Genomic DNA, 25,964 nt, shown 5'->3' with positions numbered 1-25,964 from the left:
CTCAGACGGTCTCGGCCTCGGCGCGCGGCGCGTCCGTGTCGGGCTCGACCTCGACGACCGGCGCGGGCACGTCACGCAGGTGCTTGTTGTGCCGCGGCTCCTGCTTGGTCTTCGCGTCGTTGAGCTTGCGCCGCAGGTCGTCGCGGACGTCGTTGAGCGCGGCGTGCAGGTCCTCCTCGGCGGAGGTGGTGACGATCTTCTGGCGGCCGGCGATCCAGCACTCCAGGGTGACCTTCTGGCCCTTGGCCTCCCGGTCCTTGACCGACACCTCCAGCTCGGTGGCGTCGGCGTGGAAGCCGGCCAGCCGGGCGTCGAGGGTGGTGAACTGCTCAGCGATCCAGTTGCGGTCGCCCTGGGAGAACCCCGCGCCGACCCGCAGGCACTCCGCGACGGTGGCCGGGTTGGCGACGGCGCTCATCGCTGCACCCCGCCGAGGGCGATGGTGGCTGCGGTGCTGGTCATCATCATGATCGCTGACCTCTCGTTCGTCGTGCTGGGCGGTGCGTTGATCCAGTTCTTACCCCGCCGGGCTCCGTCCGGAACGTGACATGTCACCCGGCCCTTTCGATCATCGAGCCGGGCGCGCACGCCCCCCCCAGGGCCGCCCGGCCCTAGCACACCGGGACCTCGATCAGGTTGTTGTCCACAGGCGGTCCGGCTGTCCACAGGCCGGCGTGCGGGGCTGGCGGCTCCCGGCGCCAAGGGACCAGGCTCGGCGTCGAGTCGACTCGCGATGGCAAGCCCGATCTCGCCCTGGAGGGACGATGTTCGACACCTACGTCACGATCGTGGGCAACGTGCTGACGGCGCCGGAGTGGCGCCGCACCACCCAGAGCAACACCCTGGTGGCCAACTTCAAGGTCGCCTCGACCGCCCGCCGGCTCAACCGCGACAGCGGTCGCTGGGTCGACGGCAACAGCCTGCGCGTCCGGGTCAACTGCTGGCGCAAGCTCGCCGAGGGGGTGGCCTCCTCGGTGATGGTCGGCGACCCGGTGGTGGTCTGCGGCCGGCTCTACACCCGCGACTGGACCGACGACGCCGGCAACCACCGCACGCTCTACGAACTGGAGGCGGTCGCCGTCGGCCACGACCTGTCCCGGGGGCGCAGCCGGTTCCAGCGCAACCGGCCGGCGATCACGACCAGCACCGTCGAGGACACCGAGGCCGCGCACCGGGTGCACGGCGAGGCGACCGAGCCGGTGCCGGACGAGGACGCCCCCGTCCTGCCGGACCGCCGACCGCTCGACGACGACTTCGAGCCCGATTTCGGCGCGTTCGCCGCCGGCCGCGGCCTGCCGACCGACGCCACCGGCGACGGCTCGCTCGACCCCTTCGACGACCCGCACGGCGGGGAGGCCGACGAGCCGGAGGCCGACGGTCCGACGCCGGTGACCGACCCACCGGAGGACGCCCCAGGTGCCCGGGGCGGTCGGGGCGACGCGGCCGTGGGGGAGCCGGCCCCGCCGTCCGGGGAGGCCGAGGCGGGCGTCTCTGCGGCCGGCCGTGGCCGCCGGGGCCGTGGGCGGGTGCCGCAGCCCGCGTGACCGCCAGCGCCCGGGCGACACGACGGGGGCGGGGTGGCGTCAGCGGTGCCGTCGTCACCCCGCGTGTCCCCGGGCTCCGGCGGGCCGTTCGGCCGAACGGTGGGCGCTGAACAGGCCGGCGCTGAGCGGTGACGGTGCGCGGTAGGTGGTGCGTCGGCGGTGCGGTGGTGCGTCGGCGGTGCGGTGGTGCGTCGCGGTGCGGTGGTGCGTCGCGGTGCGGTGGTGCGTCGCGGTGCGGTGGTGCGTCGCGGTGCGGTGGTGCGTCGCGGTGCGGTGGTGCGTCGGCGAGGCCGTGGTGGACTGGCGGCGCTGCGGTGCATCGGCGGGTGCCGGTGCGGCCCATCTCGGCGGCGCTGCCCGATCGCGGCCGGGTCACGGGTGATCGTTTGCACGGTAACCGGACGTCCGTCGTCGCTTCGGCCGGGCCAACGCCAAACGATCATGCGCATCGAGGCTCGTGCACCGAGCGTGCGTGCGGGCGTGCCGCACGTCCACCCGCACGCCCACACGCCCACCCGCACGCCCACCCGCACGCCCACACGCACGCCCACCCGCACGCCCACCCGCACGCCCACCCGCACGCCCACACGCCCACCCGCACGCCCGCACGCACGCCCACCCGCACGCCCACCCGCCCCACCCGCACGCCCGCAGGACGCTGGTGGGAGTGGGCCGTTGGGGAGCGGGTGGCAGGCGGGGTTCGGGGTGGGTCGGGGACGACGGGCGCCGGGGTGTGGGGTGGTCGGGTGTTCGGCCGGGCACGGGTGCGCGCTCGGCTAGGCTGGCCGGCCGGAGGTGGTGGTGGGTGCGACAGGTGACGCCGGTGGCGACCGCGGCGGGACTGCTCGCGGGGTACGCCCTCGACGCGTTCCTCGGCGATCCGCGCAGCTACCACCCTGTGGCCGGGTTCGGCCGCGCCGCCGGGGCGCTGGAGCGGCGGATGCACCGCCCCGACCGGGTGGCCGGGGCGGCGTTCACCGCGCTGGCCGTCGGTGCGCCGGTGCTGCTCGGGGTGGCCGCCACGGTCGCCACCCGACGCCGGCCGGTGGCCCGGGCGGCCCTGGTCGCAGCCGGCACCTGGACGGTGCTCGGCGGGCGGACCCTGCGGCACGAGGCCACCGTGATGGGGCAGGCGCTGCGCGCCGGTGACCTGCCGGCGGCGCGGCGGCGGCTCGGCCACCTCTGTGGTCGGGACCCGTCCGCGCTCGACGAGCCCGAACTGGCCCGCGCCACCGTCGAGTCGGTCGCCGAGAACACCTCGGACGCGGTCGTCGCCCCGCTGCTGTGGGGTGCCGTCGCGGGGCTGCCCGGCCTGCTCGGCTACCGCGCGGCGAACACCCTCGACGCGATGGTGGGCCACCGCTCGCCCCGTCACGCCCGGTTCGGCACCCCGGCCGCCCGCCTCGACGACCTGCTCAACCTGGTGCCCGCGCGGCTGACGGGCCTGCTCACCGTGGCGCTCGCGCCCACCGTCCACGGCGACCGGGCGCGGGCGTGGCGGGTGTGGCGCCGGGACCGCAACGACCACCCCAGCCCCAACGCCGGGCAGTGCGAGGCCGCGATGGCCGGCGTCCTCGGCGTACGGCTGGGTGGGCGCAACGTCTACTTCGGGCGCTGCGAGGTGCGTCCGTTCCTCGGCGACGGCCCCCGCCCCGAGGCGCGGCACCTCCGGCGGGCTGCCCGGATCTCCGCGACGGTCGGGCTGGCCGCGCTCGCGCTGGCCGCCGCGTACCCGCTGACCCTCGGCCGGCTGGCGGGCACCGCCGGGCGGGCAGTGACCGGGTGGGCAGTGGCCGGGCGGCGCGCAGCCGCCTCGCGGGCCGCCGACGGGGTCGGGCGGGGCGGCGGGCGGTGAGCGGCGGCCTGCTGGTCGCCGGCACCACCTCCGACGCGGGCAAGAGCGTGCTCACCGCCGGCATCTGCCGCTGGCTGCACCGCCGGGGCGTGAAGGTGGCGCCGTTCAAGGCGCAGAACATGTCCAACAACTCCGCCGTCGTCGTCGGCCCCGACGGGCGGGGTGGCGAGATCGGCCGGGCGCAGGCGATGCAGGCCGCCGCCTGCGGGCTCGCCCCGGACCTGCGGTTCAACCCGGTGCTGCTCAAGCCCGGCAGCGACCTGGCCAGCCAGGTGGTGCTGCTCGGCGAGGCGGTCGACACGGTCACCGCCGGCAACTTCCGTGAGCTGCGGCCCCGGCTCGCCGCGACGGCGTACGCGGCGCTCGCCGAGCTGCGGGCGGCGTACGACGTGGTGATCTGTGAGGGCGCGGGCAGCCCGACCGAGATAAACCTGCGCGCCGGCGACTACGTGAACATGGGCCTGGCCCGGCACGCCGACCTGCCCACGATCGTGGTCGGCGACATCGACCGGGGCGGCGTCTTCGCCTCGATGTTCGGCACCGTCGCCCTGCTGGACCCGGCCGACCAGGCACTGATCGCCGGCTTCGTGATCAACAAGTTCCGGGGCGACCTCGGGCTGCTGCGGCCGGGGCTGGACATGCTGCGCCAGGTCACCGGCCGCCCCACGTACGGGGTGCTGCCCTGGGCGCTCGACCTCTGGCTCGACGCCGAGGACTCCCTGGCGTACGGCCGGGTTCTCGGCCGGCCGGCGGCGCCGCGCGGCACCGACTGGCTGGACGTGGCCGTCGTCCGGCTGCCCCGGATCAGCAACGCCACCGACGTGGAGGCGCTCGCCACCGAACCGGGAGTACGGGTCCGGCTGACCGTCGAACCGGCCGAACTGGCCGCCGCCGATCTCGTCGTGCTGCCCGGCTCGAAGTCGACCGTGGCCGACCTGGCCTGGCTGCGGCGCACCGGCCTGGCCGACGCCGTCCTGGCGCACGCGGCGGCCGGCAGGCCGCTGCTCGGCATCTGCGGCGGCTTCCAGATGCTGGCCCGGGCCATCCACGACCCCGTGGAGAGCCGGCAGGGCAGCGTGCCGGGGCTGGGGCTGTTGCCGATCGAGGTCACCTTCGACCCGCGCAAGACCGTCCGGCAGTCGACCGGTACCGCCGGCGCGGGCGTCCCGGTCCGCGGCTACGAGATCCACCACGGGTATGTCTCGCACGCCGACCCGGGGCTGGCCCCGTTGCTCAACCGCGCGGACGGCACCGGCGAGGGAGCGGTGGCGGGTGCCGTGCACGGCACCCACTGGCACGGCACGTTCGAGTCCGACGGGTTCCGCCGGCGGTTCCTCACGGAGGTGGCCCGGCTCGCCGGCCGGACCGGCTTCACGGTGGCCCCCGACACCGCCTTCGCCGCCGCCCGCGAGCGTTCGCTGGACCTGCTCGGGGACCTGGTCGAGGAGCACCTGGACACCGCAGCCCTCTGGCGCCTCGTCGAGTCCGGCCCGCCCGCCGGCCTACCCGCCATCCCACCCGGCGCCCCCACCTGAACCCTGCCCACGTCGACGTCGTGGGGCGAGCCGCGGCGAGGGGCCGGTCGGGGTCAGTAGCGGATGTCGGCGGGGCGGTCGGACATGGGCAGTCCCGCCTCACGCCACGCCTGCACCCCGCCGATCATGTCGGTCGCGTGGTTCAACCCCAGCGCCCGCAGGCTCGCCACGGCGAGGCTGGAGCTGTAGCCCTGCCGGCACACGACCACGACCCGCTGGTCGTACCCGGTGGCCTCGGGGATGCGCCACGCGCTGGCCGGGTCGAGCCGCCACTCCAGCACCGTCCGGTCCACCACGATGGCGCCCGGCAGGTCACCCTGCTCCCGCCGCTGCCCGTCGGTGCGGGTGTCGATCAGCAACGCGCCGGTGCGTACCGCCTCGACTGTCTGGTGCGGGGTCAGCCGGCATACCCCGGCGCGGGCCTGTTCCAGGAGGGCGTCAACGCCCGGACTCATCACGCTGTGGGACACCAGCAGATCATCCCGTCCCGTCCGGGGCGTCGCCGGACGAACGCCCCGGCCCGGCTCACGACCGCTCGTTCGGGCGACCCCCGATCGGAGCGCCGGCCCGGCCCGCAGCCGGAGCGCCGGCCCGGGCGCGACAGCGCGCGATGGGAGCGCCGACGGGATCCAGGTTGGAGCGCCGGTCCGGCCCGCGCCCGTCCGCGGGCGGGCCCGTCTCCGTGCGCGTCCCACGGGTCGCGCGTCGGCCGCAGGTCGGGCCTGGTTACCGTCGGCGGGTGGCGGTGGCGGTGGTCGAGGCGTACGACCGGCTGGCCCGGCGGGTGCTCGCGGAGCCGGCGCGGTTGGGGCGGACCCGGCTGGTGGCGGTGGACGGGCCGAGCGGCGCGGGCAAGAGCGTGTTCGCGGCGCGGCTCGCGGACGCCCTCGCCGCCCTGCCCGGCGGCCCGCCGCCGGTGGTGCACACCGACGACCTGCTCGACGGGTGGGCCGACCAGTTGACCTTCTGGCCCCGGCTGGAGGAGTGCGTGCTGGGGCCGCTGCGCGCCGGCCGGCCGGGGGCGTACCGCCGCTACAGCTGGGTCCGCCGGGCGTTCCTGCCGCGCCCGGTGCCGGTACCGGTCGCGCCGGTGCTCGTCGTCGAGGGGGTGAGCGCGGCGCGGGCCGCCGCCACCGCGGACCTCACCCTCGCCGTCTTCGTCACCGCCCCGGCGGCGACGCGGCTGGCCCGGGCGGTACGGCGCGACGGCCCGGAGATCCTGCCGGAGCTGCGCCGCTGGCACCTGGGGGAGCTGTCGCACTTCGCCGCCGACGGCACCGAGGCCCGTGCGGACCTGGTGGTCGACGGGGCCCCGGACCTGCCGCACGACGCCGCCCGCTACTACGTGCGCCGCCGCTGAGCCCGCCGGGCTCGCCCCGTGGGGTCGGTAAGGCCGGCATACGATGCCGGTCATGACCACACCGATCATGTCCGAGTCCGAGGTCCGGGCCGCCGTCGAGCGGGAACTGCCCGGGGTCCGCGCCGACCTGGAGCGCCTCGTCCGCATCCCCGGCATCGCGTTCGAGGGCTTCGACCACTCGCACGTCGAGCGCTCCGCCGAGGCGGTGGCCGAGCTGCTGCGCGGCTGCGACCTCGACGTGCGGATCGTGCGCTCCGGTGGGCAGCCCGCGGTGATCGGCAAGAAGGCGGCCCCGCCCGGCGCGCCGACGGTGCTGCTCTACGCCCACCACGACGTGCAGCCGGTCGGCGACCTGTCGCTGTGGGAGTCGGACCCGTTCGAGCCGGTGGAGCGCGACGGGCGCCTCTACGGCCGGGGCGCCGCCGACGACAAGGCGGGCATCATGGCGCACGTCGCGGCCCTGCGGGCGTACGGGGACGCGCTGCCGGTCGGCGTGGTGCTCTTCATCGAGGGCGAGGAGGAGTACGGCTCCGACTCGTTGGAGCGGCTGCTCGTCGAGCACCGCGACGAGATCACCTCGGACGTCATCGTGATCGCCGACTCGGCGAACTGGGACATCGGCGTACCGGCGCTGACCACGTCGCTGCGCGGCATCGTCAACTGCTTCGTGCAGGTACGCACCCTCGACCACGCCGTGCACAGCGGCATGTACGGCGGCGCGGTGCCGGACGCGCTGACCGCCCTGGCGCGGCTGCTGGCCACCCTGCACACCGACGCCGGCGACGTGGCCGTCGAGGGGCTGGTCGGCCGGGAGGGTGCGAGCGTCGACTACCCCGAGGACCGGTTCCGCGCCGAGGCCGGGCTGGCCGAGGGCGTGGGCCTGATCGGCACCGGGCGGATCACCGACCGGCTATGGACGAAGCCGGCCCTCGCGGTGCTCGGCATCGACGCCCCGTCCACCGGTGAGGCGCCGAACGCCCTGGTGCCGGCCGCCAAGGCCAAGCTCAGCGTGCGGCTGGCGCCGGGCGACGATCCCAAGCGGGCGTACGCGGCCCTGCGCGCCCACCTGGAGGGGCACGCCCCGTGGGGCGCGCGGGTGGACGTCACCTTCGAACACGACGGCGACCCGTGCGTCATCGACGCGTCCGGGCCGATGTTCGACGCGGCCCGTTCGGCGTTCCGGACCGCCTGGGACGGCACGGAGCCGGTGGACCTCGGCATCGGCGGCTCGATCCCGTTCATCGCCACCTTCCAGGAGATGTTCCCGGCCGCGGCGGTCCTGGTGACCGGCGTGGAGGACCCGAACGCCCGGGCGCACGGCCCCAACGAGAGCCTGCACCTCGGGGAGTTCGCGCGGGTGTGTCTGGCCGAGGCCCTGCTGCTGCGCAACGTCGCCGAGGCGGGTGTCGACGGGCGTTAGGTTGTCGCAACCGTCGGCTTCGGTGCCGATGTGGGCGTTTACGGCGTGTCGCCGGCCGCGTTGTTATAGCCTCTCGAACATGCGTACGAATGAGGTGATGGGCCGGCTGACGGCCGCCGTCAGCGCTCTGGGGGACGTCGACGTCTCCGCGTGGTCCGAGGACACGCTCAAGGAACAGCTCGGTGACCTGTCCGCCGCGCTGGTCGCGCTCGACACGGTGCTCTCCCGGGTCGCCGAGGAGGTCCGCGCCCGTGGCCTGCGGATCGAGGAACCCGTCTCGGCCTGACCGACGCAAGGCCCCGGGCCCGGCCGGGCCCGGGCCGCCGGGCCACCCGGGCACGGCAATGCCCGGGTGATGTCGGGGGTGGCTGGCAGGATGGAGCCCGTGCGGTTCCTCGACCTGGCAGCCACCTCCGCCGCCGTCGGCGCCACCCGGGCCCGGTCGGCCAAGGTGGAGCTGCTCGCCGCCGCGCTGCGCTCGCTCGACCCGGCGGAGGTCCCGGCGGGTGCGGGTTGGCTGGCCGGCGAGCTGCGCCAGCGGCAGACCGGGGTGGGCTGGGCGAGCCTGCGGGACCTGCCGCCGCCGGCCGCCGAGCCGACCCTGACCGTGGCCGCCGTCGACGCGGCCGTCGACGAGATCGCGTCCGTGCACGGGCCGGGTTCCCAGGCCCGACGCCGGGCGCTGCTGGGCGCGCTCTACGCCGCCGCCACCGCCGAGGAGCAGCGGCTGCTGACCGGCCTGTTCAGCGGTGAGCTGCGCCAGGGCGCGCAGGCGGGGCTGCTCGCCGACGCGGTGGCCCGGGCCGCTGCGGTGCCGGCCGCCGCCGTACGCCGGGCGTTGCTGCTCGCCGGCGATTTGCGCGCGGTCGCGGTCGCGGCGCTCGACGGGGGCGCGGCGGCGCTGGCCGCCTTCGGCCTGGTCCTCGGGCGCCCGCTCGCGCCGATGCTGGCCCAGAGCGCGCCGACGGTGGACGCGGCGCTGGCCGCCACCGGCACGCCCGCGGTGGTCGACGTGAAGCTCGACGGCATCCGGATCCAGGTCCACCGCAGCGGCGACGAGATCGCCGTGTTCACCCGCAGCCTGGACGACATCACCGCCCGCGTCCCGGAGGTGGTCGCCGCCGTGCGGGCGCTGCCCGCCCGCGAGCTGGTGCTCGACGGGGAGGCCATCGGCCTCGACGAGACGGGCCGGCCGCTGCCGTTCCAGCAGACGTCGAGCCGCGCGGCGCGGCGCACCCCGCCGGGCGGCACCGGTCGGGCCCCGGTCGCCCCGGCGGTGCGGGCCGCCGCCGGCAGCACCGGCGAGACGGTGCTGACCCCGTACTTCTTCGACCTGCTGCACCTCGACGGCGACGACCTGATCGACCGGCCCGGCCGGGAGCGTTGGGCCGCGCTCGACGCCGCGGTCGGCGCCCCGCTGCTGGTGGGCCGGATGGAGGTCGACGGCCCCGAGCGGGCCGGCGAGGCGTTCGCCGCCGCCGTCGACGCCGGCCAGGAGGGCGTGGTGGTGAAGGCGCCCGACGCCCCCTACGACGCCGGCCGGCGGGGGTCCGCGTGGGTGAAGGTGAAGCCCCGGCACACCCTCGACCTGGTGGTGCTGGCCGTGGAGTGGGGCAGCGGCCGGCGGCAGGGCTGGCTGTCCAACCTGCACCTCGGCGCGCGCGACCCCCGCACCGGCGACTTCGTCATGCTCGGCAAGACGTTCAAGGGCCTCACCGACGAGCTGCTGCGCTGGCAGACCGAGCGCTTCCTCGCCCTCGCCGTCGAGCGCGGCGACTGGGTGGTGCGGGTGCGCCCGGAGCAGGTGGTCGAGATCGCCTTCGACGGGGTGCAGACCAGCTCCCGCTACCCGGGCGGGATGGCGCTGCGCTTCGCCCGGGTGGTGCGCTACCGCGACGACAAGGCGGCGGCGGAGGCCGACACCATCGACGCCGTACGCGCCATCCACGCCGGTCGCGTCACCGGCTGACCGCCGCCCGACCCGCCCGGCCGGCGGTTGCGGCCGCACGGGCCACCCCGGGCGTTGCGGCGGGACGCCGGTCGCACCGGCGCCCCACCGGCGCGCTCACCGGGCCGACAGCGACCGGGCGTAGTTGACCTGGTTGTTGATGTGCTGCACCTGGCCCTGGTCGCTGACCGGGATCCGGGCGACGTACTGCTGGACGCCGTTGATCACGGTGACCTGGACGGTGCCGTGGTGCCGGGTCTCCTTGATCAGGAGGAAGAGCAGGCTGAAGAAGGTCAGGCAGAAGAAGCCGACGATCGCGCAGACCACCGCCCAGGGGGCGATCTTCTCCTCCCGCTGCCAGTAGTCGGAGACGTGCCAGGACGCGCCGGCCAGCGGCAGGACCCCGGCGGGAGTGTGGATCACCGGCGGGCTCACCATGATCTCGCCGATCTGTACCCCCGCCCCGCCCTGCGGGGCCGGCCCGAAACCGGCCGGCGGCAGGGCCAGGTGCGCCATCGCCGGCGGGTGCGGCCCCGGCGGGGCCGAGTAGGGGGCGGCGGGGTGGCCGGCGGCCGGCGGGGCGGAGTAGTACGGATCGACGGCGTAGGGCGCCGCCGGCGGGGCCGAGTAGGGGCTGGCCGAGGCCGGCGGCGGGGTCGCCGGTTCCGACGGCGGTAGCGGCATCGTCGGATCAGGGCTCACCGCAGCACTCCACGCACGTTGAACATGAGGCGGACCCTACAACCCGGGCGTCGTGCCCGGGCCCCCGACTGCCGGCCCCGACCGTGACGCCGGGCGGGTGGGGCGCCCTCAGGCGACCGGGTGCGGTGCGGGCTCGGCGGCGCGGTCGACGGGCTTCTCCGGTGCCCCACCGGCCAACCGGCGGGCCTCCCGGCGGGCCACCCAGCCGTAGCCGAAGAGGGTCATCACGGCGAAGATCCACCACTGCACGACGTAGCCGAGGTTCTGCCAGTTGTTGGCGTGCCCCACCGGTACGGCCTTGAACAGCGGGTCGGCTGCCGGGGTCTGCTCGTCGAGCAGGACGTAGGCCCCGTGCACCGGGTAGGGCAGCTCCTGGGCCAGCCGGGGCACCCCGATCCGCCGGGTCTCCAGCTTGCCGTCGCGTCGGGTCACGGCGACCGAGCCGCTCTCGCTCACGTGCACGCGCCCGGTGACGGTGACCTCGCCGGTCGGCAGGGCCGGCACGTCCGGGTGGACGGTCGCGTCGCCGCCGCGTGCCGGCGGGACCCAGCCGCGGTTCACCAGCACGGCGGTGCCGTCGGCCAGCACGAGCGGGGTGACCACCTCGAAGCCGACCGTGCGGTCGACCGAGCGGCCCCGCACCAGGACCACGTTCGCCGGGTCGTAGCGGCCGGTCACGGTGACCCGGGACCAGGCGTCCGCCGCGGCGGGGGCGGGGCCGACCGTGCCGGCGCCGCCGGCCGGGGCGGGCAGCGCGTCCCGCAGCGGCCTCGGGTCCATCCGCAGGCCGGCGTCGATCCGTTCATTGATCTCCGTGCGGCCGTGGTAGCGGTCCAGCTGCCAGTTGCCGAGCAGCACCATCACGGCGGCGGCGACGAGGGTGAGCACGAGAATGCCCAGCCAGCGCGGCGTCAGCAGGAACCGGTACACGACAACGAGGCTACCCCTGTGACCGGAGGCACTCGCCTCGACCGCCCTCATCGGGCCGGCGCGGGGCGCGGGCCGGCCGGCTCGGCGGGGGCCATCCGCCGATGGCTTGGGCTATCGTCACGCGGGCGGAGCCGGGCCGCCGGCCCGCCGTAGGTCCCGCAGGGAGTCGATGATGACCGTCGTGCCGCGCCTGGTGCTCAGCGCGCCGTCCTCCGGCCACGGCAAGAACGCGCTGGCGATCGGGCTGCTCGCCGCCTTCGCCGCCCGGGGCGTCGACGTCGCCGGGTTCAAGGTCGGCCCCGACCAGGTCGACGCCGCGTACCTCGGCCTGGCCGCCGGTCGCCCCGGGCGTGTCCTCGATCCCCGACTGGTCGGCATCGACCGGATCGCCCCGCTCGTCGGCCACGGCGCGGCCGGCGCCGGGCTCGCCGTGGTGCAGGGCAGCATGGGGCTGTACGACAGCCTCACCGGCCGTCCGCAGAGCGAGTCGACGGCCGCCGTGGCCACCGCGCTGCGCAGCCCGGTGGTGCTGGTGGTCGACGTCGCCGCGACCGGGCAGTCGGTGGCCGCCCTGGTGCACGGCTTCCGCTCGTACGACGAGCAGCTCTGGCTCGGCGGGGTGCTCCTGACCCGGGTGGCGTCCGACCGGCACGAGAAGCTGCTGCGTGAGGCGCTCGACGACATCGGGGTGCCGGTGCACGGCGCGCTGCGCCGCCAGGACCTGCCGGCCGTGCTGCCCACCCGCCGCTACGGTACGGTGCCGGCGCTCGCCCGCACCCCCGAGGCCGTCCGCGCGGTCCGCCAGCTCGGCGAGGCGGTGGCGGCCACGGTCGAGCTGGATCAGCTCCTGGGCCTGGCCCGCTCCGCCCCGCCGTTGCCCGCGCCGCCGTGGACGCCGCAGGCCGGGCGCGACGACGTCGTGCCCCCGCCGCCGGGGCCGCGCCCGGTCGTGGCGGTCGCCGGCACGCCGGGCGGCAGTTACAGCCACGCCGAGACCGCCGAGCTGCTGCGGGCGGCCGGCGCCGAGGTGGTGACCGTGGACCCGCTGCACGACGAGGCGCTGCCCGTCGGCACCGGCGCGCTGGTCGTCGGCGGCGGGCTGCCCGAGTCGTACGCCGAGCGGCTCTCCGCCAACCGCCGGCTCTGCGTCGCCGTCGCGGAGCTGGCCCGCGACGGGCGGCCCGTGGTCGCCGAGGGGGCCGGCCTGCTCTGGCTGGCCCGGGAGCTGGACGGGCTGCCGATGTGCGGGGTGCTCGACGCGGTCGGGACGCGCCGCGACGGCCTGGTGACGGGCTACCGGGAGGCGACCGCGCTGACCGGCAGCCTGGTGGCGCCGGCGGGCACGGTGGTGGCCGGGCACAAGGAGCACCGGGGGGTGCTCACCCCGCGGGCCGGTGCCCGGCCGGCGTGGAGCTGGGACGGCGGTGCGCCCGAGGGCTTCGTCTGGCGGGGCGTGCACGCCTCGCAGCTCACCCTGCACTGGGCGGCGTATCCGGGGTTGGCGGACCGGCTGGTGGCCGCGGCGGTGGCGGCGGCCGACCCCGCGACCGCCCGGCCCGAGGGGGTGCCGGCATGATCGGTCAGGTGGCGGTGCGCCGCTTCCCGGCGCTGACGGTCTCCACGCCCCGCACCGAGGTACGCGCGCTGACCGGGGCCGACGCCACGGCCGCCGACGAGGTCTTCGCCGACCGGCAGACCCAGCGGTGGCTGCCGCTGGCCGACAGCTCCGGTCAGATCGACGGGTTGGCCTGGTGCACGGACTGGGCCCGGCAGCGCCGCGACAGCGGCGACGGCGACCACTACGCGGCGGTACGCCGGGAGGACGACCGGGTGGTGGGCTGCCTGTGGACGCGGCGCACCGACTGGGGCGCCCGGTGCACCGAGGTCTCCTACGCGATGGCGCCGCACGCGCGGGGCTTCGGCCTGGCGGTCGAGGCGGTCGACGCGCTGGCCATCGCGCTGATCCTCGAACACGGCTTCCAGCGCGTCGAGCTGCGGGTCGCCCCCGGCAACCTGGCCTCGCGCCGGGTCGCCGAGAAGGCCGGGTTCAGCTACGAGGGCCTGCTGCGCAACGCGGGTTTCGTCCGGGGCGGCCGGGTCGACCTGGAGGTCTGGTCCCTGGTCTCCGCCGACCTGCGTTGACGGCCCCGACGGGCCGGCCACCGCCCAGGGGGTTCACCCCGCCGGCCCCGACCTGACCGGCGAACTCTCTCCGGGCAGGTCGGGGCCGGTCAGGTGGCGGATGTGGCTCTCGCGCGGTGGTGGCTTCTCCCGGCGGTGGCTCCCGGGCCCGACACGTCCCACGCACCCGACAGACGTGCCGGGCGAGGCGCTAGCTAGCTGATCTTGCGGCGGTAGGTGACGGTGGCGAGGGCGTAGGCGATGACGAGGATGCCGACGCACCAGGCGAGGGCGATCCAGATGTCGGCGCCGACGGGCTGCTGCGAGTACAGGTCGCGGAGGGCGTTGACGATGGAGGTCACCGGTTGGTGTTCGGCGAAGGCGCGTACGGGGCCCGGCATGGTGGCGGTGGGCACGAATGCCGAGCTGAGGAACGGCAGGAAGATGAGGGGGTAGGAGAAGGCGCTGGCACCGTCGACGGATTTCGCGGTGAGGCCGGCGATGACGGCGAGCCAGGTCAGCGCGAGGGTGAACAGGGTCAGGATGCCGGCGACGGCGAGCCACGCGAGGATTCCGGCTCCGGAGCGGAAGCCCATGAGCAGGGCGACGCCGGTGACGACCGTGAGCGAGATCAGGTTGGCGATGAGTGAGGTCAGCACGTGCGCCCACAGCACGGAGGACCGTGCGATCGGCATGGACTGGAATCGTGCGAAGATGCCGCTCTTCAGGTCGAGGAAGAGCCGGAACGCGGTGTAGGCGATGCCCGACGCGACGGTGATGAGCAGGATGCCGGGCAGCAGGTAGTTGACGTACGAGTCGGACCCGGTGTCGATCGCCCCGCCGAACACGTAGACGAACAGCAGCAGCATGACGACCGGTGTGATCGCCGTGGTGATGATGGTGTCGACGCTGCGGGTGATGTGGCGCAGGGATCGGCCCAGGAGGACGGCGGTGTCGCCGAAGAAGTGCGTGGTCATCGCTTTTCCCTGCTCGTCGGTGTCGATGCTGCGGTCAGTGCGGTGCCGCCGTCCCTGCCGGCGGCGCCGATGAGTGTGAGGAAGACGTCCTCGAGGGTCGGTTGCTTCTCGACGTATTCGACCGTGGCGGGTGGGAGCAGCCGCTTGAGTTCGGGCAGGGTGCCGTCGACGATGATGCGGCCCTCGTGGAGGATCGCGATGCGGTCGGCGAGGTGTTCGGCTTCGTCCAGGTACTGCGTGGTGAGCAGCACCGTGGTGCCCTGGGCGGCGAGTTCCTTGACGGCCTGCCACACCTCGATGCGCGCCTGGGGGTCCAGGCCGGTGGTCGGCTCGTCGAGGAAGATGACCGGCGGGCTCCCGATGAGGCTCATCGCGATGTCGAGGCGGCGGCGCATGCCGCCGGAGTAGGTCGCCGCCCTCCGGGTGGCCGCTTCGGTCAGGGCGAAACGTTCGAGCAGGTCGTCCGCGATGGCGCCCGGGTTCCTGAGGTGCCGTAACCGGGCGACCAGGACGAGGTTCTCCCGCCCGCTGAGGATCTCGTCGACGGCGGCGAACTGCCCGGTGAGGCTGATGGACTCCCGCACGCCCGCGGCCTGCGTGGCGACGTCGCGGCCGTTGACGTTGGCCGTCCCCGCGTCCGCCTTCAGCAGGGTGGAGAGGATCTTCACGACGGTGGTCTTGCCTGCGCCGTTGGAGCCGAGCAGGGCGAAGATGCTGCCCCGCGCCACGTCGAAGTCCACGCCCCGCAACACGTGCAGTTGCTGGTACGACTTCTCCAGGCCCCGTACGCGGATCGCCGGTGCTTGTTGCGTCGTCATCGAACGGCCTCTCTTGGTCGGGTGATGATCATGGGTCTCCCCGGTTCGGGCGCGGGTGGCTCAGGAGCGGTGGACGGTGATGTCGCCACAGGAGGTGCGGGCGCGCACCTCGACGGTCCTGCCGGCCTCCTCGGGCCGGGCGGCGTTCTCCATCAGGTTGCGTACGTGCCCGAATCCGGTGTTCACCTCCAGCCAGGCGGCGGTGCCGTCGGCGATGCCGATGTCCAGGTCACCCATGGCGGTCCCGAGCACGACGGAGCCATGGAGCACCTCGCCGACGCGGATGCCGCCGTTGGATGTCTTCGCGTCGACGCCGGCGCCGGCCCGCCCGATGTCGATGGCACCGTTGGCGTTGCGCACCCGCACGTCGCCGGCGACCACGTCGATCGCGGTGTCGCCGTTGGAGTTCTTGACCTCCGCGGCGCCCCCGATGTCACCGACCTCGATCTTGCCGGAGCCGGTGGAGATCTCGGCGCTGCCCGTGATCTCGTCGGCGGTGACGTGCCCGAGCCCCGTGTGCAGGCGCAGCGGGCCGGTTCGTTCGAGCCAGATGTTGCCGGTGGTCTTGAGCCGGCACTCCCCGAGGCGGCCGACACAGCGGATGCCCCCCATCAGCAGGTGGGCGGAGAGCTGGGAACCGCTGGGCAACTCGATGGACACGTCGACCGACCTGCTCTTCTTCGAGAAGTCGAAGACGCGCTTGGGGCCGGTGATCTGGAGCGTGCCGTTGGCGTAGTCGGCACGCACCTCCGCGGCGGCTCTCACGTCGGACTCGTCGGACGCGTCGGTGGGGCGGATCTCGACGACGGTGTCGGTGCGGTCGCTCGCGGTGATCCGCACCTCGGCGACGCCGAGTTCGAGCGTGACGGAGATGGATTCGGGCGTCTCGTAACTGGGCATGGTGGTCCCCGCATCATGGGTGGGTGAGCCGTCCCCGCAGGTGGGGGACGTGGTGTGGGAGGAGCGTGCGGTGCGGCTAGCGCACCCAGCCGGTGAAGCCCTGCTTGGCGCGCTTTCCGCCGCCACGGGGCTCGGGACGCTGGTCGTGCTCGGAGCGTTGCAGGCCGGCGGCGGCAGCCCGGACCAGCCAGGCGTTGACCGAGCGCCCCTCCTTGGTCGCGGCCTGTTCCACCGCGGCCTTGAGCTGCTCGGGCAGGCGTACGTTGATCCGGGCGGCGGGGCCGTCCTCGGCGATCAGCAAATCGCTGTCGACCGCGGGGGGGACGGTGGTCGCGGCTTGCTCCGCGGCGGGCTCGCGCGGCTCGGCGGGTGGTGGGGTCACCACGAAGCTCGGATCGCGTCCGCGCAGCCGTAGCTGGACCGAACCCGGAGCCAACTCCCGGGTGATCTCGTCGGCGGCGGCCGACAACGCCTCCAGCAGCGTCATCCGGATCGCCGACTCGAGGGACCCGGCCAGCCGCTCGACCAGGGCCCGGGCCTCGTCGCCGCCGGTTTCGGCGAGCGTGCCGAACTCACGTCCGAGGTTGCTCACATACGAGGTCAAGTCCATGGTGCCAATTTGGCACACGGATGGCACCAAGCGCAAGCCATCTTGGCTCAACTGCGTGCCAGACGCCCCCGGGGAAGCCGGGGGCGTCCGTCGCGTGCGGCGCCCACGTCAGCCGACGATGCGGTCCGAGGGCGGGGTGAACTGGCGGGTGGGCTGGCCCTTCAGGCCGTCGCGGAGCGTCTCGGCCACCGCCTTGATCGGGATCTGCGACTGGCCGTCGCCGACGGCGTTGAACGGGTTGTCGGGGTCGGAGATGAAGCTGGCCGCCGCCAGCTCCGGGGTGTAGCCGACGAACCAGGCCGACCGGGTGCTGTCGGTGGTGCCCGTCTTGCCCGCCACCGGGCGGCCGACGGTGCCCCGCACGCTGTCCGCGGTCGACCAGCCGCCGCAGCTCCCGCGGGCCGGGGTGTCGCCGGTCGGGCAGCGGGCCGCGTCGGTGGCGGCGCGGGCGGCGTCGGCGTTCACCACCTGCCGGCAGCGCGGCTTGGCGACCTCGCGTTCGATGCCGGAGGCGGTCTGCCAGGTGGTCGGGGTGCCGTCCCGGTTGTAGATCGCCTGCACGGGGATCGCCTCGCAGTAGCGGCCGTCGGCGGCGATCGCGGCGTACGCGTTGGCCATCTCCAGCGGGGTGGCGTCGGAGACGCCGAGGGTGAACGCACCCCACTGCTTCGCCTTGGCCGGTGACGCGTGGTCCCGGTCGACGTCGGTGCGCCAGCGCAGCCCGAGCTGCTCGGCGAGGCGGACCGCCCGGTCCGCGCCGACCTGCTCCTCCAACCACACGAAGTACGTGTTCACGGACTTGCCGAACCCGGACCACATGGTCTGGTTGCCGCTCATCGCGCCGCTGGCGTTGGAGGGCGACCAGCCGTCGTAGACCTCGGAGCGGTACCGGTGCGGGGCGTTGAACGCGGTCGACAGCGGCATGCCTGCGTCCAGGGCGGCCAGCATCGGGAACATCTTGAACGTCGAGCCGGCCTGGTATCCCGGCAGGTCGCCGCCACCGAGCAGGGGCGCCACCGTGTTCGGGTAGTTCGCCTTGACCTTCGGTCCGGCCTCGGGGTTGGAACTCAGCCCGTTCTCGCTCAGATCCAGCGAGTACGTCCGGTTGATCGCCATCGCCTTGACCCGCCCGGTGCCGGGCTCGGAGACCACGATGCCGTTGGCGAACGGGCTGCCGGTGCCCTCCTTGCTGCCGACGTTCTTCTCGGCCGCCTGCTGGATCTTGGGGTCGAGGCTGAGCACGATCCGGTAGCCGCCCCGGCGCAGCTTGTCCATCCGCTCCAGCCGGTTCTCCCCGAACGCGGGCTGCGCGCTCCACCAGTTCTTCAGGTAGTCGCAGGCGAAGCCCCAGCTGTTCCACTTCTCCGGCACGGCGGCGCAGTCGTTCGACGGGTAGGTCAGCTTCAGCCGGATCGGCTCGGTCCTCGCCTGCGTGACGGCGTCCGGCGAGAGATAGCCGAGTTGCGTCATCCGGTCCAGCACGTAGTTGCGCCGGCCGGTGGCCTCCTTCTGGTCGGAGCTGGCCGGGTCGTACTCGGACGGGGACTTGACCAGGCCGGCGAGGGTGGCCGCCTCGACGGGGCTGAGGTCCTTGGGGGCCTTGGAGAAGAAGATCTCGCTGGCCGCGTAGATGCCGTACGCGCGGTGCCCGAAGTACGCCGAGTTGAGGTAGCGCTCCAGGATCTGCCCCTTGCTCAGTTCCTTCTCCAGGTCCATCGCCATGCGCATCTCCTTGACCTTGCGCAGGCTGGTCTGCTGGGTGGCGTCCTGCACCTCCTTCGGCGTCGTCGCGCTGTCCCGCAGCGCCATCCGCACGTACTGCATGGTGAGGGTGGAGGCGCCCTGGGAGACGCCGCTGGAGCGGGCGTTGGCCACGAAGGCGCGGGCGACGCCCTTCGGGTCGACGCCCCGGTGCTGGTAGAAGCGGTTGTCCTCGGCGGCGACGATCGCCTGTTGCATGTTCGGGGAGATGTCGGCGAGCTTCGTGTACTGCCGGTACTCCTCGTAGAACATCGTGAGCACCGTCCTGCCGTCCGGCGCGTAGACGTACGACGTCTCCGCCGGCAGCGCGGTGGCGAGGATCTTGGTCTTGTGTTCCATGGCGTGGGCCGTGGCCTTGGCGCCGAGGCCGGTGGCGGCGGCGACGGGATACGCCACGGCGGCGACGACGATGCCGGCGATCAGCCCGGCGCGTAGGAGGGGAACGAGACGACCGGCGGCGGCGAGGGGTCGATTGCTCACCACACCAAGTTATGACATTTCCGATTCATGCCTGAGAAATATTCATGAACGCTCGTGTGGGTGACGCGACCCACGCACCGATGCGCTGTCCCGCGCGCCGCCTTCCCGGCAGGATCGCGGACATGCGTGGTCAGCCGACCGACACCCACCCCGAAGCCGGGCCCACCCGCCCCGAGCCCGACCTCACCCACCACGGTGACGCCGAGGTGGGCGCGGGGCTGGTCGACCTCGCCGTCAACGTACGGCGCGACACCATGCCGGACTGGCTGGCCGACCCGATCACCGCCGCGCTCGCGGACCTCGCCTCCTACCCCGATCCACGGCCGGCGCGGGCCGCCGTCGCCGCCCGGCACGGCCGTCCGCCCGCCGAGGTGCTGCTGACCGCCGGCGCGGCCGAGGGATTCGTGCTGCTCGCCCGGGCGCTGCGCGGCGTGCGCCGGCCCGTGGTGGTGCATCCGCAGTTCACCGAGCCCGAGGCGGCGTTGCGCGCCGCCGGGCACCAGGTGGAACGGGTGCTGCTCGACGCCGCCGACGACTTCCGGCTCGATGCGGGCCGGGTGCCCGCCGACGCCGACCTCGTGATGGTCGGCAACCCGACCAACCCGACGTCGGTGCTGCACCCCGCCGCCGACCTCGCGGCCCTGGCCCGGCCCGGCCGGGTGCTGGTGGTCGACGAGGCGTTCGCCGACACCACCGCCGCCCCCGGGGTGAACGGCGAACCCGAGTCGCTGGCCGCCCGGCGGGACCTGCCCGGCCTGCTGGTGGTCCGCAGCCTCACCAAGACCTGGGGCCTCGCCGGACTGCGCATCGGCTACCTGCTCGGCGAGCCCGCGCTGCTGGAGCGGCTGGCCGCCGCCCAGCCGCTCTGGGCCGTCTCCACCCCCGCCCTGGCCGCCGCGTCGGCCTGCGCCACGCCCGTCGCGGTCGCCGCCGAGCGCGCCATCGCCGCCGGCCTCGCCGCCGACCGCGAGCACCTGGTCGCCCGCCTGTCGGCCCTGCCCGGCGTACGCGTCGCCGGCCGCCCCGCCAGCGCGTTCGTGCTGGTGCACGTGCCCGGCGCCGCCGACGTGCGGCTCGCGCTGCGGCGGCGCGGCTGGGCGGTGCGCCGGGGCGACACCTTCCCCGGTCTCGGCCCGGACTGGCTGCGTATCGCCGTGCGCGACCCGGCCACCACCGACGCGTTCATCGAGATCCTCGCCGAGATGCTGGAGGCATGATGCTGGAGACCACGATCGCGACGATCGGGCCGCCGGACGAGTCGGCGATGGCCGCCGCCCGGGAGTTGCAGGGGCGGCTGACCAAGCCCCCGGGCTCGCTGGGCGCCCTGGAGGAACTCTCCGTACGCCTCGCCGGCCTCGCCGGGCGGTGCCCGCCGCCGCTGCCCGAGCCGGCCGCGGTGGCGATCTTCGCCGGCGACCACGGCGTGCACGCCCAGGGGGTGACGCCCTGGCCGCAGGAGGTCACCGCGCAGATGATCGGCAACTTCCTGGCCGGCGGCGCCGTGGTAAACGCGTTCGCCCGGCAGGCCGGCGCCTCCGTCACCGTGGTCGACGTCGGCGTCGCGACCCCGCTCCCGACCGTCGACGACCCGTCGGCCACCGCCGGGCCGGGGGCGCGAGCGGGCGGCGCCGCGCCGAGCCGCGACGTGCCCCGGCTGGTGGCCGCGAACGTCCGCCCCGGCACCCGGGACCTGGCGGTGACCGCCGCGCTCACCCGCGACGAGGTCCGCGCCGCCATGGCGACGGGCATCCGGGTGGCCGACGACCTGGTCGACGCCGGCGCCGGCATCCTGCTCACCGGGGACATGGGCATCGGCAACACCACGCCCGCCGCCGCCCTGATCGCCGCGTTCGCCGGCCTCGACCCGGCGCAGACGACGGGTCGGGGCACCGGGGTCGACGACCCGACGTACGCCCGCAAGGTCGACGTGGTGCGGGCCGCGCTGCGCCGGCACGCACCCGACCCCGCCGACCCGCTGGGCGTGCTGGCCGCCGTCGGCGGTCTGGAGCACGCCGCGCTGGCCGGGTTCATCCTCGGCGCCGCCGCCCGCCGGACGCCGGTGCTGCTGGACGGGGTGATCGCAGTCTCCGCGGCCCTCGCCGCGGCGGCCTTCGCCCCGCACGCCGTGGCCGCCATGGTGGCCGGGCACCGCTCCGCCGAGCCGGGGGCCACGGTCGCGCTGCGCCGGCTGGGCCTGGAACCCCTGATCGACCTCGGGCTGCGCCTCGGCGAGGGCACCGGCGCGCTGCTCGCGCTGCCGGTGGTCACCGGGGCGGTCCGGGTGCTGCACGAGGTCGCCACCTTCGACTCGGCGGGGGTGGCCGAGAAGTGACCGGACGGAGCGGCCCGCGCGGCGACGGGGGTGCGGCGTGAGCGGCAACCCGTACCCGCTCGGCCTGCGGCTCGCCGGCCGGCGGGTGGTCGTGGTGGGCGGGGGAGCGGTGGCCACCCGGCGCGTGCCGGCCCTGCTCGACGCCGGCGCGGACGTCTTCCTCGTCGCCCCGGAGCTGACCCCGGCGCTGCGGGCGCACGTCGACGCCGGACGGCTGCACTGGGCGCCGCGCCGGTTCGCCCCCGACGACCTGGACGGCGCCTGGCTGGTCCACGCCGCGATCGACGACCCGACCGCCGCCGCGTCGATCAGCGCCGCCGCCGCCGAGCGTCGCATCTTCTGCGTACGCGCCGACGACCGCGCCGCCGCGACCGCCTGGACCCCGGCGGTGACCCGGCACGGTCCGGTGACCGTGGCGGTGCTCGGCGGGGGCGACCCGCGCCGCTCGATGGCCGTCCGCGACGCGATCCGCGTCCTGCTCGACGCGCGCAGGGGTCCCCTGGCGGCGCCCGCGGTCGCGGCAGGGCCCCTTCCCGTCGGGCGGGTGGCGCTGGTGGGCGCCGGGCCGGGCGACCCGGAGCTGATCACCGTGAAGGGTTGGCGGCTGCTCACGGAGGCGGACGTGGTGGTCGCCGACCGGCTCGTGCCGGGGCTCCTGCTCGACGAGTTGCGCGCCGACGTCGAACTCGTGGACGCCTCCAAGATCCCCTACGGCCCGTCGCGCGCCCAGGAGGAGATCAACCGGATCCTGGTGGAGCGGGCCCTCGCCGGAGGGTTCGTGGTCCGCCTCAAGGGCGGCGACCCGTACGTCTTCGGCCGGGGCGGCGAGGAATTGCTGGCCTGCGCGGCGGCCGGCGTGCCGGTGACCGTGGTGCCCGGCGTCACCAGCGCGATCGCGGCGCCGGCCGTGGCCGGCGTGCCTGTCACCCACCGGGGGGTGGCCCACGAGTTCACAGTGGTCTCCGGCCACGTCGCGCCCGACTCCCCGGCCTCCCTGGTGCGCTGGGACGCCCTGGCCGGGCTGCGCGGCACGCTGGTCGTCCTGATGGGGCTGAAGAACCTCGCGGCGATCACCGCGACGCTGCTCGCGCACGGCCGGCCGGCGCAGACCCCGGCCGCCGTGGTGCAGGAGGCCACGACCGGGGCGCAGCGGGTGCTGCGCTCCACGCTCGGCACGGTGGCCGCCGACGTGGCGGCCGAGGGGCTCCGGCCCCCGGCCGTGGTGGTCGTGGGCGACGTGGTGACGACGCTCGACGGCTGAGCCGGCCGGCAACCACCGCGACGACGGCGGGCCGGAGCGGGGTGCCGCTCCGGCCGCCGGTGCTCAGGCGCGGGTGTTGACGCTTCTCGGCCAGGAGCCGGTGTAGGGCGTCCAGCCCTGGAGGGTGGCCGGGATGCCGACCCGGGTGTTGCAGTTGATGACCTGGAAGTGCAGGTGCGCCCCGGTGGCGTTTCCGGTGGCGCCCGACGAGCCGATGACCCGGCCCTGCGGGACCCAGTCGCCGGTGTTGTAGATCGCCTGGTTCAGATGGATGTAGTGGGTGCACTGGCCGTTCGAGTGCCGGATCATCACCTCGATGCCGTTGCCCGGGTAAACCGACCAGTTCGAGACGAGGACGGTGCCGGCCTGTGCGGCGGAGACCTCATACCAGGCCGGAAGCCCGAAGTCCCAGGCGTACTCGTTGTAGGGGCCGACGTGCGAGTACGCGCCCTCAGGCCCCTGGGTGACCTGGTAGGACTCGCCCGCCGGGTAGGGAAGCTCGTAGTAGTAGTCCGCGGCCGAGGCCGGCGTGGGGCCGACGAGCACGACCCCGGCGACTACCAGTGCGGCGCTGAACGCCGCGCCGATCCCGCGCAGGGTCTTCGTCATTCCGTTCATTGCGCCATCTCCGTCCTGAGCACCGATACCAATTCGGCAGCGTCGATATCAATGCCGCCGGTGACAGCAAAGCAGGACGCCCGACGGCGATCAACGGATCGTGGCGATGCTGGGGTCGGACCGGGTGGCGGTAGGGGTACCGCCGCCGCGGACACGACGGCGGCCGGAGACGAGTCTCCGGCCGCCGTCGTGCGTCGGCTCAGTGCTTGAGCATGTTGTCCAGCAGCAGGGCGCAGCGGATCAGGCCGAGATGGCTGTACGCCTGCGGGTGGTTGCCCAGCCCGCGCTCGGCCAGCGGGTCGTACTGCTCGGGCAGCAGGCCCGTCGGGCCGGCGGTGTCCACCATCTGCGAGAACAGCTCCTCGGCGTCGGTACGCCGCCCGGTGCGCAGGTACGCCTCGATGAGCCACGCCGTGCAGATGTGGAAGCCGCCCTCGCGCCCCGGCAGGCCGTCGTCCCAGTGGTAGCGGTAGACGACCGGGCCGCTGCGCAGGTCGGCCTCGATCCGCAGGACGGTGGAGAGGAAACGCGGGTCGTCGCCGGGGAGTAGGCCGGAGAGCCCGATCCACAGCGACGAGGCGTCCATGTCCTCGTTGCCGTACGCCACGCTGTAGGCCTCGACGGCCTCGTGCCAGCCGTACTCCAGCACGTTCGCGCCGATGCGGTCGCGCAGGTCCACCCACTCCTGGCGGTCCTCGCCGCCGTGCTGGCGCAGCACGTGCAGCGCCCGGTCGACGGTCATCCAGCACATCACCTTCGAGAAGATGTGGTGCCGCGGGGGGAGGCGGGCCTCCCAGATGCCGTGGTCGGGCTCGTGCCAGCGGCGGCGGACCGCCTCGACCATGTTGTCCAGCACCCGCCACTCGTCCTCGCGCACGGAGCCCCGGGCGTCGGCCACGGCCGCGATCAGGTCCGCGATCGGGCCGAAGACGTCGAGCTGGAGCTGGTGGTTGGCGAGGTTGCCGACGCGTACCGGCCGGGATCCCGCGTAGCCGGGCAGGGTGTCGATGACCGCCTCGGCGCCGAGTTCGTAGCCGTCCACCGTGTAGAGCGGGTGCAGCCGCTCGGGGTGCCCGCCGGTGCGCTCGATGCACCCGTCGACCCAGCGCAGCAGCGCCTCGGCCTCCTGGATTGAGCCGAGGTCGACCAGGGACCGTGCGGTCATCGCCGCGTCCCGCAGCCAGCAGTAGCGGTAGTCCCAGTTGCGGACCCCGCCCAGTTCCTCGGGCAGCGAGGTGGTCGCGGCGGCCAGGATCGAGCCGGTGGCCTCGTGGCAGAGCCCGCGCAGGGTCAGCGCGCTGCGGGCCACCAGGTCCCGGGCGGTGTTCGGCAGCCGCAGGGTGGCGACCCAGTCCTTCCACGGCTGCTCGGCCGCGGCCTGCCGCTCGTGGATCGGCAGCCGGTGGTGATCGAGGCTGTGTGTGCCGAAGCGCAGCTCCAGCACGACCTGCCCCCCGGACGCGGAGAGGTCGACGACAGCCTTGGCCGTCTCGTAGCCGCCGTCGTTGGCGACCCGCCACTCGACGCCTGGCGAGTAGAGCGCCACGGGCTCGTTGGAGCCGAGCACCAGCAGGCCGTCGCCGATCGGCCGTAGCTGCACCGCGACCTGGCCGAACTCGGGCCGGGGCGCGAACTCCAGCCGGACCTTGCCGGACCCGGTCAGCACCCGGACCAGGGTGGAGTCGCCGCTGACGACGGCCGGGCCGTCGGGCGTGGTGTCCCTGTCCGGCTTGTCCAGCCAGTCGGTGACGGTCAGGCCCGACCAGCGGGTCTCGACGGTCATCGTGCCCGAGCGGTAGCGCTGGCCGAGGGGGATGCCCCCGCGCTCCGGTGCGACGCTGAAGTGCCCGGCCGGGCTGCCCCCGACCAGGTCGGCGAAGATCGCCGCCGAGTCCGGCTTGGGGTGGCAGAGCCAGGTGACCTTGGCTTCGGGCGTCAGCAGCGCCACCGTCCGCCCGTTGGCCAGCATCGAGTGCCGCTCGATGGGCACCGCCCGCTCGCCGAAGAGCCAGTGCCGGCGGGTCTCCAGCAGCAGGCCGAGGGCGCGGGCGGCCTCGATCGGCTCGGCGACCCGGTAGCCGGCCCTGGTCTCGCCGGGGCCGATCTTGATCCCGACGTCGGGCCCCTGCAGGTTACCGAAGGCGTTCTCGTCGGTGACGTCGTCGCCGATGAAGAGCACCGCGCTGGCGGAGAGCTGGGTGCGTAGCTGGTCGACGGCCGTGCCCTTGTGGGTGGCGACCACCGACAGCTCGATGACCTCCTTGCCCTGGGTGACCGTGACGTCCTCCCAGGTGGCCGGGCCGCCGCGGACGGCCTCGATGGCCGCCGCCGCGATCTCGGGGGCCACCCCGCGGGTGTGCACCGCGACGCTGGCCGGCTTGCGCTCCAGCCGGATGCCCGGGTGGTCCGAGGCGATCTGGCGCAGCGCGTCGCGCAGCCGGGTGCGCACCGCGATCAGCTCGGGGGAGAGCCGCTCGACGAAACCGATGTCGAACTCGGAGCCGTGGCTGCCGACGAGGTGGACCTCGCTGGGTAGCCGGGAGAGTGTCGCCAGGTCGCGCAGGGCCCGCCCGGAGACCACCGCCACGGTGGTCTGTGGCAGGGCGGCCAGCGCCCGGACGGCCGCCACCGACTCCGGTAGCGGTACGGCCTTGCTGGGGTCTTCCACGATCGGCGCCAGGGTGCCGTCGTAGTCGCAGGCGATCAGAAGCTGGGGCACCCGGGCGATGCGGCCGATGGCCGCGCGCAACTCCGGGTCCATGCTGCCGGCCGCCGGGGTGACGATGTCAGTG

The 25,964-nt window shown here is 74.7% G+C and carries 22 protein-coding genes and 1 pseudogene; 12 read left to right on the top strand and 11 right to left on the bottom strand.

The genetic code is table 11. The annotated features are described in order from the left end of the window. Position 1: 1 nt before the first annotated feature. Entirely contained in the window at positions 2–418 is a 417-nt protein-coding gene (locus ACQ452_RS22620; protein WP_433387127.1) for an HPF/RaiA family ribosome-associated protein, read from the bottom strand. Between the two features lie 346 nt (positions 419–764). Between ACQ452_RS22620 and ACQ452_RS22615 the strand changes: the two genes are divergently transcribed. From ACQ452_RS22615 to ACQ452_RS22605, 3 genes are all read left to right on the top strand, one after another. Continuing rightward, on the top strand, positions 765–1,544 hold the full coding sequence (locus tag ACQ452_RS22615) for a single-stranded DNA-binding protein (protein ID WP_433387125.1): 780 nt from the start codon (positions 765–767) through the stop codon (positions 1,542–1,544). A gap of 805 nt (positions 1,545–2,349) precedes the next feature. Next, the gene (locus tag ACQ452_RS22610; protein ID WP_433387123.1) at positions 2,350–3,399 is read left to right on the top strand and encodes a cobalamin biosynthesis protein; all 1,050 of its coding nucleotides are present in this window, start codon (positions 2,350–2,352) and stop codon (positions 3,397–3,399) included. Next, positions 3,396–4,934, top strand: coding sequence for a cobyric acid synthase (locus tag ACQ452_RS22605; RefSeq protein WP_433387121.1), 1,539 nt, complete (start codon positions 3,396–3,398; stop codon positions 4,932–4,934). Before ACQ452_RS22610 ends, ACQ452_RS22605 begins: the two co-directional genes overlap by 4 nt. 53 nt (positions 4,935–4,987) lie before the next feature. On the opposite strand, the gene ACQ452_RS22600 is transcribed toward ACQ452_RS22605, so the two are convergent. Beyond that, positions 4,988–5,389, bottom strand: coding sequence for a rhodanese-like domain-containing protein (locus ACQ452_RS22600; RefSeq protein ID WP_433394347.1), 402 nt, complete (start codon positions 5,387–5,389; stop codon positions 4,988–4,990). Here ACQ452_RS22600 and ACQ452_RS22595 point away from each other — a divergent pair. From ACQ452_RS22595 to ACQ452_RS22580, 4 genes and pseudogenes are all read left to right on the top strand, one after another. Next, positions 5,324–6,372 (top strand): annotated as a pseudogene (locus ACQ452_RS22595) (hypothetical protein); the annotation flags it as partial. The gene ACQ452_RS22600 and the pseudogene ACQ452_RS22595 sit on opposite strands and share 66 nt — an antisense overlap. Beyond that, positions 6,362–7,714, top strand: a complete 1,353-nt coding sequence (locus ACQ452_RS22590; protein ID WP_433394345.1) for a dipeptidase — start codon at positions 6,362–6,364, stop codon at positions 7,712–7,714. The pseudogene ACQ452_RS22595 and the gene ACQ452_RS22590, both read left to right, overlap by 11 nt. Positions 7,715–7,793: 79 nt before the next feature. After that, positions 7,794–8,000: a hypothetical protein gene (locus ACQ452_RS22585; RefSeq protein ID WP_433387119.1), complete on the top strand. Its 207-nt coding sequence runs from the start codon at positions 7,794–7,796 to the stop codon at positions 7,998–8,000. Positions 8,001–8,099: 99 nt separating this feature from the next. Beyond that, on the top strand, positions 8,100–9,683 hold the full coding sequence (locus ACQ452_RS22580) for an ATP-dependent DNA ligase (protein ID WP_433387117.1): 1,584 nt from the start codon (positions 8,100–8,102) through the stop codon (positions 9,681–9,683). A 96-nt stretch (positions 9,684–9,779) separates the two neighbouring features. On the opposite strand, the gene ACQ452_RS22575 is transcribed toward ACQ452_RS22580, so the two are convergent. Together ACQ452_RS22575 and ACQ452_RS22570 are read right to left on the bottom strand one after the other, a co-directional pair. Continuing rightward, entirely contained in the window at positions 9,780–10,364 is a 585-nt protein-coding gene (locus tag ACQ452_RS22575) for a hypothetical protein (protein WP_433387115.1), read from the bottom strand. A 108-nt stretch (positions 10,365–10,472) separates the two neighbouring features. Continuing rightward, positions 10,473–11,345: an SURF1 family cytochrome oxidase biogenesis protein gene (locus ACQ452_RS22570; RefSeq protein ID WP_433387113.1), complete on the bottom strand. Its 873-nt coding sequence runs from the start codon at positions 11,343–11,345 to the stop codon at positions 10,473–10,475. Between the two features lie 121 nt (positions 11,346–11,466). On the opposite strand from ACQ452_RS22570, the gene ACQ452_RS22565 reads away from it, so the two are divergent. Together ACQ452_RS22565 and ACQ452_RS22560 are read left to right on the top strand one after the other, a co-directional pair. After that, positions 11,467–12,870 carry a cobyrinate a,c-diamide synthase gene (locus tag ACQ452_RS22565; protein ID WP_433387111.1) on the top strand — a complete coding sequence of 468 codons (1,404 nt, stop codon included), beginning with the start codon at positions 11,467–11,469 and terminating at the stop codon, positions 12,868–12,870. Next, positions 12,867–13,436 carry a GNAT family N-acetyltransferase gene (locus ACQ452_RS22560; RefSeq protein WP_433387109.1) on the top strand — a complete coding sequence of 190 codons (570 nt, stop codon included), beginning with the start codon at positions 12,867–12,869 and terminating at the stop codon, positions 13,434–13,436. Before ACQ452_RS22565 ends, ACQ452_RS22560 begins: the two co-directional genes overlap by 4 nt. A gap of 194 nt (positions 13,437–13,630) precedes the next feature. Here the strand turns inward: ACQ452_RS22560 and ACQ452_RS22555 are convergent, their stop codons facing one another. From ACQ452_RS22555 to ACQ452_RS22535, 5 genes are all read right to left on the bottom strand, one after another. After that, entirely contained in the window at positions 13,631–14,392 is a 762-nt protein-coding gene (locus ACQ452_RS22555) for an ABC transporter permease (RefSeq protein WP_433387107.1), read from the bottom strand. Further along, positions 14,389–15,210: an ABC transporter ATP-binding protein gene (locus ACQ452_RS22550; RefSeq protein ID WP_433387106.1), complete on the bottom strand. Its 822-nt coding sequence runs from the start codon at positions 15,208–15,210 to the stop codon at positions 14,389–14,391. Before ACQ452_RS22550 ends, ACQ452_RS22555 begins: the two co-directional genes overlap by 4 nt. A 60-nt stretch (positions 15,211–15,270) precedes the next feature. Further along, the gene (locus ACQ452_RS22545; RefSeq protein ID WP_433387104.1) at positions 15,271–16,110 is read right to left on the bottom strand and encodes a DUF4097 family beta strand repeat-containing protein; all 840 of its coding nucleotides are present in this window, start codon (positions 16,108–16,110) and stop codon (positions 15,271–15,273) included. Positions 16,111–16,186: 76 nt separating this feature from the next. Continuing rightward, the gene (locus ACQ452_RS22540) at positions 16,187–16,720 is read right to left on the bottom strand and encodes a toxin-antitoxin system HicB family antitoxin (RefSeq protein WP_433387102.1); all 534 of its coding nucleotides are present in this window, start codon (positions 16,718–16,720) and stop codon (positions 16,187–16,189) included. Between the two features lie 108 nt (positions 16,721–16,828). Continuing rightward, entirely contained in the window at positions 16,829–18,961 is a 2,133-nt protein-coding gene (locus ACQ452_RS22535) for a transglycosylase domain-containing protein (protein WP_433387100.1), read from the bottom strand. A gap of 122 nt (positions 18,962–19,083) precedes the next feature. Here ACQ452_RS22535 and cobC point away from each other — a divergent pair, with 122 nt between their 5' ends. The 3 genes from cobC to cobA are packed head-to-tail and all read left to right on the top strand — an operon-like array spanning position 19,084 to position 22,554. Next, positions 19,084–20,178 carry an Rv2231c family pyridoxal phosphate-dependent protein CobC gene (gene cobC / locus ACQ452_RS22530; RefSeq protein ID WP_433387098.1) on the top strand — a complete coding sequence of 365 codons (1,095 nt, stop codon included), beginning with the start codon at positions 19,084–19,086 and terminating at the stop codon, positions 20,176–20,178. Beyond that, positions 20,178–21,293: a nicotinate-nucleotide--dimethylbenzimidazole phosphoribosyltransferase gene (gene cobT, locus ACQ452_RS22525; RefSeq protein ID WP_433394343.1), complete on the top strand. Its 1,116-nt coding sequence runs from the start codon at positions 20,178–20,180 to the stop codon at positions 21,291–21,293. Before cobC ends, cobT begins: the two co-directional genes overlap by 1 nt. A gap of 37 nt (positions 21,294–21,330) precedes the next feature. Beyond that, complete coding sequence (gene cobA / locus ACQ452_RS22520) at positions 21,331–22,554, top strand: uroporphyrinogen-III C-methyltransferase (protein WP_433387096.1); 1,224 nt, start codon at positions 21,331–21,333, stop codon at positions 22,552–22,554. Positions 22,555–22,617: 63 nt separating this feature from the next. Here cobA and ACQ452_RS22515 read toward each other — a convergent pair whose 3' ends face one another. Then, positions 22,618–23,172, bottom strand: a complete 555-nt coding sequence (locus ACQ452_RS22515; RefSeq protein ID WP_433387094.1) for a M23 family metallopeptidase — start codon at positions 23,170–23,172, stop codon at positions 22,618–22,620. A gap of 199 nt (positions 23,173–23,371) precedes the next feature. Continuing rightward, a complete protein-coding gene (otsB, locus tag ACQ452_RS22510) occupies positions 23,372–25,933 on the bottom strand; it encodes a trehalose-phosphatase (RefSeq protein WP_433394341.1) in 2,562 nt (853 codons plus the stop codon). Between the last annotated feature and the right edge of the window lie 31 nt (positions 25,934–25,964).

Origin of the sequence: Micromonospora sp. KLBMP9576, from assembly GCF_050941805.1 — a bacterium.
Taxonomy (GTDB): Bacteria; Actinomycetota; Actinomycetes; order Mycobacteriales; family Micromonosporaceae; genus Micromonospora.
The sequence above is the reverse complement of the archived record's forward strand: the minus strand, read 5'-3'. Positions and strand labels throughout refer to the sequence as shown.

Bases quoted from the DNA above. Each gene is read 5' to 3' on its own strand.
- cobC (WP_433387098.1), top strand. From the start codon at position 19,084: ATGCGTGGTCAGCCGACCGACACCCACCCCGAAGCCGGGCCCACCCGC.
- ACQ452_RS22585 (WP_433387119.1), top strand. From the start codon at position 7,794: ATGCGTACGAATGAGGTGATGGGCCGGCTGACGGCCGCCGTCAGCGCT.
- ACQ452_RS22565 (WP_433387111.1), top strand. From the start codon at position 11,467: ATGACCGTCGTGCCGCGCCTGGTGCTCAGCGCGCCGTCCTCCGGCCAC.
- otsB (WP_433394341.1), bottom strand. From the start codon at position 25,933: ATGGACCCGGAGTTGCGCGCGGCCATCGGCCGCATCGCCCGGGTGCCC.
- ACQ452_RS22590 (WP_433394345.1), top strand. From the start codon at position 6,362: ATGTCCGAGTCCGAGGTCCGGGCCGCCGTCGAGCGGGAACTGCCCGGG.
- ACQ452_RS22620 (WP_433387127.1), bottom strand. From the start codon at position 418: ATGAGCGCCGTCGCCAACCCGGCCACCGTCGCGGAGTGCCTGCGGGTC.
- ACQ452_RS22570 (WP_433387113.1), bottom strand. From the start codon at position 11,345: ATGAGGGCGGTCGAGGCGAGTGCCTCCGGTCACAGGGGTAGCCTCGTT.
- ACQ452_RS22560 (WP_433387109.1), top strand. From the start codon at position 12,867: ATGATCGGTCAGGTGGCGGTGCGCCGCTTCCCGGCGCTGACGGTCTCC.
- ACQ452_RS22615 (WP_433387125.1), top strand. From the start codon at position 765: ATGTTCGACACCTACGTCACGATCGTGGGCAACGTGCTGACGGCGCCG.
- cobT (WP_433394343.1), top strand. From the start codon at position 20,178: ATGCTGGAGACCACGATCGCGACGATCGGGCCGCCGGACGAGTCGGCG.
- ACQ452_RS22545 (WP_433387104.1), bottom strand. From the start codon at position 16,110: ATGCCCAGTTACGAGACGCCCGAATCCATCTCCGTCACGCTCGAACTC.
- ACQ452_RS22540 (WP_433387102.1), bottom strand. From the start codon at position 16,720: ATGGACTTGACCTCGTATGTGAGCAACCTCGGACGTGAGTTCGGCACG.
- ACQ452_RS22555 (WP_433387107.1), bottom strand. From the start codon at position 14,392: ATGACCACGCACTTCTTCGGCGACACCGCCGTCCTCCTGGGCCGATCC.
- ACQ452_RS22550 (WP_433387106.1), bottom strand. From the start codon at position 15,210: ATGACGACGCAACAAGCACCGGCGATCCGCGTACGGGGCCTGGAGAAG.
- ACQ452_RS22515 (WP_433387094.1), bottom strand. From the start codon at position 23,172: ATGAACGGAATGACGAAGACCCTGCGCGGGATCGGCGCGGCGTTCAGC.
- ACQ452_RS22600 (WP_433394347.1), bottom strand. From the start codon at position 5,389: ATGAGTCCGGGCGTTGACGCCCTCCTGGAACAGGCCCGCGCCGGGGTA.